Origin of the sequence: Streptomyces sp. SID14515, from assembly GCF_010548505.1 — a bacterium.
Classification (GTDB): Bacteria; Actinomycetota; Actinomycetes; order Streptomycetales; family Streptomycetaceae; genus Streptomyces; species Streptomyces caviscabies.
This window is the reverse complement of sequence record NZ_JAAGMH010000016.1, coordinates 201,115-214,029: the sequence shown is the minus strand read 5'-3', so window position 1 is coordinate 214,029 and position 12,915 is coordinate 201,115. Positions and strand designations below refer to the sequence as shown.

General features: G+C 76.2%; 5 protein-coding genes. All 5 read right to left on the bottom strand.

Going from position 1 to position 12,915, the window contains the following annotated elements; all coding sequences use genetic code 11:
* The coding region (locus G3I54_RS03120) for a hypothetical protein (protein WP_203685430.1) at window positions 1-1,495 on the bottom strand (1,495 nt) is incomplete at its 3' end.
* Complete coding sequence (locus G3I54_RS03115) at window positions 1,492-5,430, bottom strand: DUF5682 family protein (protein WP_164610814.1); 3,939 nt, start codon at window positions 5,428-5,430, stop codon at window positions 1,492-1,494. The genes G3I54_RS03120 and G3I54_RS03115, both read right to left, overlap by 4 nt.
* Window positions 5,431-5,433: 3 nt before the next feature.
* The gene (locus G3I54_RS03110; RefSeq protein WP_164610811.1) at window positions 5,434-6,657 is read right to left on the bottom strand and encodes an AAA family ATPase; all 1,224 of its coding nucleotides are present in this window, start codon (window positions 6,655-6,657) and stop codon (window positions 5,434-5,436) included.
* Window positions 6,654-11,858: a hypothetical protein gene (locus G3I54_RS03105; protein WP_164610809.1), complete on the bottom strand. Its 5,205-nt coding sequence runs from the start codon at window positions 11,856-11,858 to the stop codon at window positions 6,654-6,656. The genes G3I54_RS03110 and G3I54_RS03105 overlap by 4 nt, the downstream gene beginning before the upstream one ends.
* Window positions 11,855-12,715 carry a DUF4132 domain-containing protein gene (locus G3I54_RS03100; RefSeq protein WP_164610807.1) on the bottom strand — a complete coding sequence of 287 codons (861 nt, stop codon included), beginning with the start codon at window positions 12,713-12,715 and terminating at the stop codon, window positions 11,855-11,857. The genes G3I54_RS03105 and G3I54_RS03100 overlap by 4 nt, the downstream gene beginning before the upstream one ends.
* Between the last annotated feature and the right edge of the window lie 200 nt (window positions 12,716-12,915).

Genomic DNA, 12,915 nt, shown 5'->3' with positions numbered 1-12,915 from the left:
GGTACAGGGGCGATGGCCCGCCGGAACCGGTGGGCTGCGGCGGGGCGAGGTGCGCGGGGGCGGCCGGGTCCGGGAGGTCGGCGCGGCGCAGACGATCGAGGCCGAGGTCGATCGTGCCCTCGCCGGTGGGGTGCGAGCACGCGAGGAGGGTGAGCCGGGGGTGGGGGGCGGGAGCCAGGCGGCCGATGATCCTCAGCCGGGCGCCCGGCGCCGCGGCCAGCAGTGCCATGTTGTCGCGGTGAGCCAGCGCGGGGTCGTCGTCGGCGACGGCGAGCCGGACGGGAACGCCTCCCTCGCACAGCGCGAGCAGACAGCTGCCGCCCGGTTCCCGTACCGCGCCGAGAAGTTCGACGTCCAGGAAGAGCAGATCGCTGCCACCGCCGTCCGGGTCCGCGTAGCGGGAGGTGGACCGCAGGGCGCGCGCGGCCTGTTCGGCCGGCGGCGTCTCCCACAGGGCGGCGAGCGGCGGCTCCGTCCACGCCGCACCCCGGGCGGTGACGGCCTTCACGCCCTTTCCTGCGCCCAGTCTGCCGTCCGGCGAGACCGTCGCCCCCGAAACCGCCAGGCCGGCCCGGCCCAGCTCCCGGTGGGTGAGCGCGCTGTCCCCCAGGCGCACGGCCCGGTCGGCCACGCCGAGGGCGCGCCCCACACCGCCGGGCGCCACATCGCCGACCGTGAAGAGGCGGCCGTCGGCTCCGAGGACCCAGGTGCGGACGCCGCCGTGCCCCGAGTCGGTGACCACGGGTTCGGTGAACAGGCCGTACAGGCGAAGTGAGCCGTCCGGACTGTACGGGCGGCGCACGGTGCCCTTGACGGCGGCCAGCTCCGCTCCGGAGGCCGTCCCCACGCGGCGGGCGGTGCCCAGGAGTTCGGCCAGGGCCGTGACGAGGTCGGCGGTGCGGTAGGACGGGGCACCGGAGCGGGCCGCGCGCAGCAGCGTGACGACCGACAGTGCGGCGCCAGCCGCACGCGGCAGGTGACGGAGCCGGGCGGTGTGCGCGGCACGCAGGAGGGCCGACTGGGTGACGGCCCCGGCCCCGTCGACACCGGCCTCCAGCACGGCTGCGCCGGCCGCCCACAGGGCGTCGGCGGCGGCACGCTGGGCCGGGCTCGCCGTCTCCGGCGGAGAGGCGGTGTCGGGGTCCGCTGCCGAGGCCGGTCCGGGGACTTCGGCCGGGGGCTGTTCGGCGGGCTCCGGTGCCGGGTCGGCCGCAGGGGCGGCGCAGGCGGCCGCCGCGCGGTGGACGCAGGCGGGGGCGAGGAGGCAGCCGCAGGTGATGTCCTCCGCCTTCGCCACCACGCCGCCCGGGGCGTGCAGGCGCAGCTCGGTCTCGTCGTCGACCTCGATCGTCGTGGTGTCCCCGTCGCGGTGCGTCGGGCGGGCGGCGAGCTTGGTGACCGCCGCGTCCAGCCGCTTGCGCAGCCGGGGCGAGAGGTCCTCCACGAGCGTGGCCGTGACCTCCGGTGCCACGGGCGGCAACCGGTCGTCGTTCATGCGGTCTTCTCCCCTATCCAGCGGGCCAGTTCGAGTGGGCTGAGCGCCGCCACGGGCATACCTGCGGCCACGAGCTGTCCGGCGACGCCCGTCGAGTAGCGGGGCCGGCCGGCGTCGTCGAGGCTCGCGCACCCGAGCACGTGGCAACCGGTGTTCACCAGCGCCCGCACCTCGGCCAGCAGTCCGGCGAGCGGCGCACCCTCCTCGAAGTCGCTGATGACGACGACGAGAGTGCGGGAGGGAACCTCGATCAGTCCGCGGGCGTGCCGGAGCCCGGCGGCTATGTGCGTTCCGCCGCCGACGCTCACTTCCAGCAGGAGGGAGAGGGGATCGCGCACATGGCCGGTGAGGTCGACGACTTCCGTGGAGAACGCCAGGAAATGAGTGCTCAGGGTCGGCACCCCTGCGAGCACGGAGGCGGTCAGCGCGGACCAGATCGTGGAGGCCTCCATGGACCCGGAGACGTCGGTGACCAGAATCAGGCGCCAGTCGGCCGACCGACGGGCGCGACTACGGAAGACGGGCTTCTCGGGGATCACCTGGATGGTGCCGTCGGCCGTCCGGCGGGCGGTGGCCAGATTGGCGTGCAGGGTACGCGCCAGGTCGAGCCGGCCGCCGGGGCGGCGGGTGGGCCGGGCCGTCGTCGCGCCGGTCAGCGCGGGCCGCAGCCGGGTGGCGAGCTGTCGGGTCAGTTCGTCGACGAGGTGGCGCACCAGCGGGCGGAGCGCCCCGAGGCGGGCTTCGGGGAGGCCGCCGGCGTACTGCAGGATCGTCCGGAGCAGTTCCACGGAAGGGGTCGCGGCCGCCGGGTCGAGTTCGGCCAGGACGTCCTGCCGCCCCGTCACGGCCGCGGCGGCCAGGACCTCCTCGCGGACACCGGGGCCGAACAGCGCGGCCAGTTCCTCGGACCACTCGCGGACGCCGGGGAACGACGGTTCCCGGCCGCCGCCCGCACCCGAGCCGTCGCGACCGGGGAGGCCGCCGCGGGAGCCCTCGCCGTGTCCCGCGCCGTAGAGCTCGTCCAGCGCGGTTGCCAGACGGGCGGCGCCGGACGGCAGCCGGTCTGCGCTCCGGCCGAGCACGAGCCGCCAGCGGTCGGTGGGCGCGAGGATCCGGGCAGGAGCCGGCTCCGGGGTCGCCTCGGTGGCGGGGGTCGCGCCGGCCGGGGGCGCGGTGGTGAGGGCGGCCTCGGCAGGGGATCCGGGCCCGAGGGCAGCGGTGGGTCGGGGCGCGGCGCGGTCGACGGACGGCGGTGGGAGCCGGTCCTCGTGGGCGGTTGCCGTGACGGGAAGGCCGAGTGCGGTCAGGAGCTCGCGGGCCGCGAGGTCGGCGGCCGTACGGCGGGCCAGCTCGGCCGGATCGTCCGCGTCGAGGCTGTCCACCCGTTCGCCCAGCCGCTCCTCGACGGTGCCCAGCAGGCGGTCCCGGGCGGCCGGGCTGAGGGTGTCGAAGCCACCGCGCAGGGCCGGCAGTCGGTCCAGGAACGCGGAGTCGTCCAGCTCGACGACCCGGTCCAGCAACGGGTCCAGGGTCTCGGCGCCGACGGTCAGGAGCGGGCCCGCGACCGTCAGGACGCCGGTGAGGCGGGCGGTGAGCGTGGCCCGGGAGGTGCTGTCCACGGCCCCGTCCACCCAGGAGGCGACGCGCTCCCCGAAGGCCCCGGCCTCTTCGTGGCCGGTGAGGACGCGGACCGCTCCGGCGGCAGCGGCGATCACCGGGGCGCCGTCTGCGGCCAGCCGGGCGAGGGCGTCGGTGAGCCGGATGCCTCCCAGCCGGTCGGCCCGCTGGGCCAGTTCGAGCAGGGCGCGGGCGTCCTCGGGCTTCTCGGAGCCGGTCAGGCCGTCGACCTGGCGCACTGCGGCAGCGGTCAGCAGCTCCGCCGCGTGCGCGGTGCGGGCGGCCCTCGTAGCGTCGGCGGCGTCCGGGACCGCAGGGCCGTGGGAGGGGTCTTCAGGGCCGTCCGACGGGGCTTCGAGGCTGTCGGGAGCGGCGAGGCCCGGCGGATGGCCCGCGTCGATGCGGTCCAACAGGTCGAGCCCGGCGAGGAGTTCGGGAAGGGTTCCGCTCGCGGGGAGCACGGCCGCCAGTTCGGTCAGCCGTTCGTCGGCCGGAGTGGGCAGCCCACAGGCGGCGGCCTCCTCGAGGCCGCGCACGACCTGGGCCGCCGTCGGGCCGCCCTCGGCGCGCTCGGCCGCGTGGCGCTGCCGCAGGACGCCCTCGGCCGCCTGGGCCGGGGTGACGCCGCGGGCCCCGGCCGCGGTGAGCATCGCGGCCGTCGCCGGGGTCCACCGCACCTGCCAGCGCGTCGTCAGCCCTTCTCCGCCCGCCGCACCCGTCACCCCCTGCTCCTTCGCGTAGGGGATGCCGCACACCGTCAGCCTGCGCAGCAGCAGTTCGCGGCGGCGGTCCAGGGCGGAGCGTGCCGGGTCGAGCCGGAGGTCGCGCGGTGTCCTCTCGTGCGCGTCCCGCGGCCCGGGGAGCGCGAGCGCCTCGGTCTCGGCCTCGACGGCGGGACCGAGGCCGCTGCGTGGAGCGGCGGGCGCGGGTCGCCCGGTGCGGGATCCGATGAGTACGCGTTCGAGGGCCTGGGCGACGGCGCGGCCCGTGCCGTAGGTCTCGCCGCGGCCCAGCACCGTCTGCACGGCTTCCAGGAGTTCACCGCGGCCCGGGGCGGGCAGATCGCGCAGGCGGGCCAGGTCGCCGGCGACCCGGACTATCTCCCGGCCGTCCGCCGGGCCGTAGGGGTGGCCCTGTTCGCGCAGGGCGGCGCAGAGGCGTACCGCGGTGCGGACCAGCGCCTCGTGCAGCGCGCCCGGGTCCCCGGCGGCCTCCAGGGCGGTGTGCTGCCACTCCGGGTCCCGGATGCCGGCCGGGTAGCCGGACCGTGAGTCGAGCAGGGGGTACGTGTACGGGATCAGGGAGACCGTGTACCCGGCCGCCCCGGCAGCGCCGTCGGCGTGACGGGCCGCGCTCGGCTCCGGCGCTGCGGCCGGGCCCGGCGCTGCCGGCTCCGACACGGCGGGCAGGTCCGGCGCTGTCCGCTCCGGTTCCGCGGCAGCCCCGACAGCCGCGGCAGCCGTGGCGGTCCCGGCGGCCGGCGGCAGCAGCGCCGGGGTGTGGAAGGCCCCCACCACCACGGCGGGACGCCGCCCGCTCGCCAGGGCGTCGGCGACATGTCCGCGCATGCACGCCTCGCGCACCAGGTCCGTGCCCTGCACCCCTCCCCGCGCCTCGGCCTCGTGGCGCAGCGCCCAGCCGGTGAGCAGGGCGGCACGGCGGAGCGCCTCGGGTGTCGAACCGGGCGCCTGGGCCTCCACCAGCCGGTCCCACAGGTCGTCGCCGTCCCGGCCGGTGAGCCGGGAGCGGAGCGCGGCGGACAGCCCGTGCCCCTCCCCCGGCACGGGTGCCGAGGGCGCTCCGGGAACAAGGGCGGGGGCGCCGCTCCCGTCCGCCCACGCCGGGTCGGCCAGGGGCAGATCGCAGGCCACGGCCGGGACGCCGTTTCGGGCCGCCCAGCGCAGCGCGACCAGTTCGGGCGAGAAATCCGCGAACGGGTAGAAGGCCGGGCCCCGTTCACCCGTCGGCCCGGCCCGTGGCCCGGCGGCGGGCACGGCGGCCAGCGCCACCGGCGCCTCGGTCTCCTCGTGGGCGAGCCAGCTCAGCCAGGGCTGGAACTCGGCGGGCAGTTCGACGAGGAGGACGTCCGGGGCCGCCGCGTCCAGCAGCGCCGGCAGGGCGGCCGCCAGCGAGGGCGCGTGGTGCCGCACCCCGATCAGGAACGGCGCCCCGGGACCGGCCGCCGCGAGGGCCGCCACCGCGGCTTCCGGGGTGACCGGCCCGCCCACCGGGCTCCGCACCGGGGAACCGGTCCGCGCGCCGGTGGCGGGCGACGCCCCGGCGGTGACGCCCGGCCCGGAAGTGGTCGACTCGTTCATCTGTCAGTTCTCCAGCACCGAACGCAGGTCCCACAGGGCGCGCCAGGTGGCCGAACCCTGCTCCGCGCGCCTGCGCACCGGCCCGTCCCAGTAGCCCAGCAGCCGTGCCCTGTCGGCGGGGTCGTCCTTCCGGACCACCCCGAGCAGATGGCCGGGCAGCAGGGAGAGCACGTCCCGGTCGCCGGGGAAATAGGCGGCGGCCAGGCCGAGGGCGCCCGCTACGGAGACCGCCTCCGCCGTGCTCATCACCGTCGAGGGGCGTTCGACCTCCCAGCCCTCCACGGAGCGGCCGTCGCGCAGGTCCCGGAAGGCGGTGACCAGCGCTTCGAGGACCGCGTCGTCCACCTGGTAGGCGACGCCCACGCGTTCGACGGCGGCCCGCGACTGGCGTCGGACGAGCGCGGTCTCGGCGTCCACGTCCCCGATGGGGCCCACGGTCTCGAAGTTGAAGCGCCGCTTCAGCGCGGCGGACATCTCCGAGACGCCCTTGTCGCGGAGGTTGGCGGTCGCGATGAGCGTGAAGCCGGGGGCCGCGTGCACCTGGGCGCCCTCGCCGCCCGCCAGCTCGGGCACCGCGATCCGCCGCTCGGAGAGCAGCGAGACGAGGGCGTCCTGGACCTCCGGCAGGCAGCGGGTGACCTCCTCGACGCGGGCGACGGCACCGCGGGTCATGGCGGCGAGCACCGGGGAGGGCACGAGGGCCTGCTCGGTGGGTCCCTGGGCGAGCAGCAGCCCGTAGTTCCAGCCGTACTTGAGCTGGTCCTCGGTGGTGCCCGCGGTGCCCTGCACGGTGAGCGCGCTGGTCCCGCAGACTGCCGCCGACAGCAGCTCGGAGAGCATGGACTTGGCGGTGCCGGGTTCGCCCACGAGGAGCAGCCCGCGCTCCCCGGCCAGGGTGACCACACACCGTTCGACCAAGGCGCGCTCGCCGACGAACTTCTGCTCGATCACCAGACGGCGCGGCACTCCGGCCGCGGGCCGGGCCCCCTTCGGCAGGCTCAGTGCGTCCGCCGCGCTGCCCATCACGAAGGTGACGACGGCGCGGGGGGTGAGCAGCCAGCCGGGCGGCCGCGGCCCCGGGTCGTGGGCGGCGAGGAAGGCCAGCTCGGTGGCGTACCGGTCCTCGGGCAGCATGATCTGGCGTGGCCCGTGGCCGGGCGCTGTCGCCTGGCCCGGGACACCCCCCGTGGTGGTGCTGTCGGTGGTGGTCGTGGTGTCGTTCGTCATCGGCGGCGGCCCTTCCGGGTGGCGCGGGTGTCCAGTTCTTCGAAGGCGGGGGCGTCGCCGCCCCGGACCCGTGCCCAGGCGGCTGCGAACAGCGCGGGAACGGGGAGGTGCGGCAGGGTCCGGGCGGACCCCGCCACCGGGTACAGGCCTTCCTTCCAGGTCTCCAGCGGAAGCCCGGGGGCGCCGCGCTCCAGCCAGCCGCAGGGAAGGAAGAGGGTGCGGCCGGCCCGGGAGCGCTTCGCCTCCACGACGAGGTCGGTGGCGGCGAGTTCGGTGCGCGCCTTCTTGATCCGTGCGGGCTTCCACCCGGTCCAGCGGACGCAGTTGCGGTCCGTGGGGTCGGGCAGGGCGAGCAGCATCAGGTAGAGTGCTGCGGCGTCCGCGCTCAGGGTGAGGGCGTCGGCCGCCTCGGCCACCAGGTCCGGCACCGCACGCGTCGGGTCCTGGGCCGGGTGGTGCGCGGAGCCGTCGGGTGCGCCCGCCTCGGCCAAGCTGTCGCTCTCCTGGCTCAGCAGGTCGCGCAGGGCGAGCAGATCGCCGGTGCGCTGACGGGCGACGGTGCCCTCGACCAGGCCGAACGCCGGGTCGTCGGGGCCTTCGAGGCCGGCCGGGCGGATCAGCAGCTTCTCGCTGTCGCCGTACCCGGGGGCGAGGAGCAGCGCCGATCCGGCCCGGACCAGCCCGTCGGCCTCGGCGCCGCCGGACTCGGGCAGCCCGTGCGCGGCACGGATCGCGGTGCCGAGGGAGAACCCGGACTCGGTCCAGTCCAGACCGAGGTCCAGCACCAGTCCGGGGTCGGCGAGGCGGGTGCGCAGGGCCGCGAGCCCGACGGGCAGATGGGCCCGGAGGGGGTGTCCGTGGGGCAGCGTGTACGCGAGGGTCCGCAGGGCGGTCAGGGCGGTGAAGACCGCGCCGCGTGCGCTCACCCGGTGCAGGACGGGGCGGGCGCCGCCGTCCGGGACGGGGGTGCCGTGGGCGAGCCAGCTCCGGGCGCCCGCGTTGAGGATCAGGTCGACGGAGGCGGCCGTGGCGCCGGTGAGGTCGAGGTCCAGTTCCTCGGGGACGCGGACGAGGGTGCCCAGGCGTTCCCGCCACACCTCGGCGGCGGCCTGGACGTCGGGGCCCGTGGACCACAGTTCGGCCGGGTCCGCGGGCAGCAGCGCCCGGAGCACGGCGTGCCGCTCGTCGCGGGGCAGGGCGTCCAGCCGCTCCTGGGCCGCCTCGAAGGCGCGGGTCTTCGTGCCGAGCAGGGCCAGCGCCTCGGCGCCGGGGTCCTCTACGGCCGCCGACAGCAGCGCGGCAGCCTGGAGGGGGCCGATTCCGGTGGCCGTGTGGAACGCCTCGGCGGCTTCCGGACGCCAGGGCGCCGGGCCCTTCTCCCGTACCAGGGCGGTCAGCCGGGTGAGCCGATCGCGGGCGATGCCCTGCCGGTGGACGTGCTCACGGTCCAGGGTGAAGCCGGGAACGGGGCCGAAGGCTCCGGTCGGGTCGTGGTCGAGCGCGAGCCAGCGGGCCGCGTCGTCGCGGGAGTTGCGCCCGTGGTTGGCCAGGATCACGACGGTGCGTGAGCCCTTGCGCAGCACCTGGCCGAGGCGGTGCACGGCCTCGGGTCGTCCCGTCCGCCCGAGTACCGCCGGGTCGAGCGGTTCGACGAGGTCCACCCGCCGGACCGTGCCCGCGGGGTCGGCCAGCGGGCCCGCGGCGAGCGCTTCCAGCAGCACGAGGAGCCCGGCGCGGTGCTCGGGAGAGGTGGTCTCCGAGGCGGTCCGGTAGGCCAGTTCGGGCAGCTTGTCCAGGAGGGAGGTCCAGGAGAGGGATTCGCCGGGCACCGTGTACTCGTCGCGCTGCCAGCCGTCCACGGGGGTGAAGGGGACCTTCGACGGCGTGGGAGGGCCGAACGCCGGCTCGCCGCCGAGGACGTGGTTGACGGCGAGGATCTGCCGGATCGCCGTCCACCGGCTTCCGCCTCCCCACCAGGTGCCGCGCATCTGCTCGGAGCCCCAGGCGGTGGCCGCCCGCAGGGTCGTGTCGTCGCCGTGCTCGGGCTCGTGGTCGAAGAACATGCCCTGGGTGCGTGCGGTGTCCCGGGGCGTGACCGGCTGTGCGGGCGTGGGCGGTTCCAGATACCGGGTGACCGCGACGGCCCGGTCCACGGCGTTCCGCACGAGCGCGGTGACGCCCGCGAGGAGCCGTACGTCGGACACCTCGGGCAGGACCCGGGCGACGGCCTCCTCGCTCATCTCCCGCGACGAGGGCCCGCTGTACTCCTCGACCGCCCGGAATGCCTCCAGGTGCCGGGCGACGGCGGTGGCGACCTCGTTGAACAGTTCCTCGGCCCGGGAGTCCGTCAGCTTCCGCAGGGCGGCGGAGCCTTGCTCGTCCCTCGGGCGCAGGGCGTGCCAGTAGACGACGGGAGGCACATAGGGGGTGCCCGCCGCGTCGTTCCCGCCGGAGGAGTCGGTGCCGACGGACCACAGGCCGCCGCCGGTGCCGTCGGTGTCCGCCGGGTGCGCTTCGACGGACCGGTGGCGCAGGGCCGCGACGGGCCGCGATCCGCCGGGCAGGGTGAGGCCGCCGAGCGGCACCACGACGCCGCCGTCGGGCAGCGGGTGCGGCAGGGCGACCGTGTGGCCGTCGGGGGTGCCGGCGACGGTCCGGCACCCGCCGGCGGGTGCGGCCGTGCCGGGCTCGGTGGCGGTGCGGCGGACCCAGCGGCCGAGGACCGTGCCGTCCGTGCCGAACGGGGTGGTCTCCAGACCGGGCTGGAGGGGCAGCACCTGGCAGTGCTCGGCGAGCAGCCGGGTGCCGTCCAGCACCCCGGAGCGGAGGAAGGCGGGGAGGGACGCGCGGCCGTGCGTGCCGCCGACCGGGTCGTACTCCAGCCATACCGTCCGGGTTCCCTGGTGGCCCTCCCGCCAGTGTCCGGTGCCGTCGGCGAGGACGGCGCGCTGGGGCGGGAGGGAGGTGTCGCCCGCGTGCAGGGCCTTGCCGCCGGTGGCGCGGCCGCCGCCGGGCAGCGGTACGCAGACCTCGTCCGAGAGGCTGGGGCGGCCCCAGCGGGGGACCTGCTCGCCGGTGACGGTGAACACCTCGGCGGGGCGGTGCGACCAGTAGCCGCGCTGCTTGCCGTCCTCCCACCAGATCACCAGCAACTCGCCGTCGACGAAACGGAAGGAGGCCGTCCGCCACTGGTCGGTGGAGGGCGGCAGTCGCAGGGTGTGCCGCAGCAGAACGCCTTCCGGGCCGACGACGACGGCCCGCTCCGGCGTGCTCAGGATCAGCGCGGGCCAGGCGCCGGTGACACCGACGTTCTGCGACCGGTTGTTGCGCCCCCGCGACGTGGCGGCGGCCTCGGCGGCCAGTTCGGCGTAGGTCTCGTCGAGCGCGGGCCAGCCCAGTTCGTCGAAGACGCCGGTGCGCAGGGTGGCGGCGAGCAGCGGTACGACGTCGTGGTGTTCGAGAAGGCGCGCGGCGTCCGGGGCGACGTCCGCGACGACGGCGCGGAAGGGCGAGAGTTTGTTGAGGGCGATGCGCAGCCCGGGAAGTCCTCGCGCGGCGGTGTACTCCTCGGCGCAGCTGGTCAGCCACTCGCGCAGGATGACGGAGAGCACCGGGTGCGCGGCCAGCTTCGCCATACCGGCGTCGCTCAGCCGCTGACCGCGCCCGTCGCCGAGTCCGCCGACGTTCCGGCGCAGCAGGTCGCGGAAGTCCGGGTGTCCGGCGACGGCGGTGAGATCCCGCTGCCCGGGCGCGTCGTCGGCGAGCCACTGGCCCAGGGAGAAGCCGTTCGACCGCCCGTGGCCGCGGCCGGTTTCCTCGTCGTCCGGCGCGGCGACGGGGATCTCGGAGGCCAGGCAGAGGTCGAGAAGGTCCAGGTCGGCGGTGCGCTGCCAGCGGCCCTGGAACAGTTCGACGGGGCGTCCGTCGGCGCGCAGCCGGTCCGCCATCCGGGCGGCGAGGTCCAGGGTGCGCGGGCTGCGGCCCGAAGTCGCCCGGTTACGCCGCCGGTACGCCTCCCAGCGGGCGAGCCAGTCCGCCGGGGAGACGGACGCGACGAGGGGGCCGGCGGAGTCGGCGGACGTCCGGTCGAAGGCTCCCGGGAGGGCGGTCAGCAGTTCCTCGGCGCCCGACTCGGTCAGCAGCGCGAGCCAGCCGGATTCGCCGTCCGTGCCTTGGCCGCTCTCGCTGAAGGTCTCCGGGAAGAACCCGAGGAGCCGGGCCCGTACGGACGCGTCCGTGCGGGCGAGGGCGATGAGCGCGGAACCGTAGGTCGCCCAGAACGAGGCGGGGGCGCGGACGACGCCGGGAGAGCCGATCAGTTCGGCCACCAGCTCGCGTTCGGCGCTCTCGCGGTCCAGCCCGGCGGCCTTGATCAGCGTGCGTACGTCCTGCGGCAGCGCCGCGTAGGGCGGCATGCCGGCCGCGCAGCGCTCGACCAGCAGTCGGCGGAACTGCGCCCAGGCGTCCGCCGGTGCGAGCCGGGCGACCAGGTCGCGCACGTACTGCCGCAGTGCCTTGACGGTCAGCGCGCCCGCGAGGGCGAACTCCAGGAAGACGGCGCGCTGCCGGTCCTCGTCCACGACCAGGCCGTGGACCCGCTCGGCCTCACGGGCCTTGCCGAAGAAGGAGGCGGCGTAAGTGGCGTTCTCGGCCTGGAGGAAGAGGCGCGCCACCTGCTCGTAGTAGGTGGGGAGGAAGTGCGGCACGGCCCGGCCGAGCCGGGTGCCGAGCTCGTCGAAGCCCTCCTTGGCCGCGCCTGCACGGGTCTTGGCCTGGCGGCCCAGCCGCTCGATGTCCTTGACCAGGGCGAGGGCGTGGTGCCCGTTGGCCGGGTCGTTGACCAGGGCCCAGGCCGGGAAGCCCAGCGTCTCGCGGCGGACCTGTCCCACGACGGGGGCGTCCGCGGTCCGGGCCAGCCCCAGGAATTCCAGGGCCAGGTCCTCGGCCTCGCCGAGTGTGCCGGGCACGAGCCGGACCACCGTGCGGTCGCCGAGGGCGGTGTGGGTGTAGGCGCGGGCGGTCAGCGTGTCGGCGTCGTCCCGGTCGGTGGTACCGGCCGGGAGGATCGCACCCGCGTCCAGCAGGGCCGCCGCGCGGGCCTCGTCGGCGAGGACGGAGGCGCTCCGGCCCCGGTTCTGGGCGGGAACGGGCGCCGAGCCCGCCGCCGTCGTGTTCGCGTCGGTGTTCGTCGTGATGCTCATGCCGCCCGCTCCTCGTCCTCCACGTCGCGACCGGCGTAGAGCGCCGCCGCCATGCGCATGCCCTCGGACCACGCCACGGCGCCGACCTCGGCCGCCGTCAGCGCGCGCCCCGACGCGTCGCTCCAGCCCAGCGGGCCGGTCTCGGTGTCGTGCGCGTCGTATCCGTCGTGTTCGCCGATCCAGATGCGCGCCTCGACGCCGATGCCGTCCTCGACGACCGGGCAGACCGCGTATCCACCGCGCGACCGGTAACCGAGCTGGGTGACGCGGCCGTGCAGGAAGCGCAGTTCCTTGAACACGCCGCCCGCGTAGGTGTCCACGGAGGTGGTGTCCGGGGCGAGGCCGGCGGGGCGGTGCCAGACCTCGCGGAACAGCTGCTCCACGTTCTGGCGCACCTCCAGCTCGACCGCGAACTCCCGCAGTTCTTCGAGGTCCTCCAGCAGGACGGGGTGGGGCACGCGGACGACGTCCGGGGTGATGCGGACGGTGTCGCCGTCCAGATCGACGAGGCCGAGGCCGCGCTCCGGATCGACGTCGCGCAGGAACCCGGCGACCCCGCCGTCCGCGCCGGTGACCACCACGTCCCGCAGGGCCGCCTGCCACGCCGGGTCGGGCCAGACCCGGGCGAGCACGGCCGTGGGGACGGGCAACGAACGCACCATCCACTGCTCGACGTCGCTCATGCACCGGCGCTCGTGCCGGTCCAGCCACTCGGTCAGCTGCCGGAGACCGACGACCGCCGGGTCGTCCTTCAACGAAGCCGGGACGGACTTCAGCCGCCGGCCCTTCCCGTTGCGGCAGACCACCTTGCCCGCCTCCAGAGCGACTTCGTAGTCGCCCGCCGAAACCCACCCCATGCGCTGTTCTCCCCGTTGTTCCGGACGGCCGCCGCACCGGCGGCACGCTGATGAACCCCGTCGACGGCGACGCACCGTGACGAGTGGGAGAGACTCTAAGCGGCACCAGTGACAACCGGTCCGGACCCCCTGGCATCGCACTGCGCCCCGCGGCCGCTAACGCGGACGGCCACGGGGCATGAGGCAGTGCGACTCAGCGC

What these genes read in the sequence shown, in the direction of transcription:
- G3I54_RS03115 (WP_164610814.1), bottom strand. Translation starts at nt 5,430, where the DNA reads ATGAACGAGTCGACCACTTCCGGGCCGGGCGTCACCGCCGGGGCGTCG.
- G3I54_RS03110 (WP_164610811.1), bottom strand. Translation starts at nt 6,657, where the DNA reads ATGACGAACGACACCACGACCACCACCGACAGCACCACCACGGGGGGT.
- G3I54_RS03105 (WP_164610809.1), bottom strand. Translation starts at nt 11,858, where the DNA reads ATGAGCATCACGACGAACACCGACGCGAACACGACGGCGGCGGGCTCG.
- G3I54_RS03100 (WP_164610807.1), bottom strand. Translation starts at nt 12,715, where the DNA reads ATGGGGTGGGTTTCGGCGGGCGACTACGAAGTCGCTCTGGAGGCGGGC.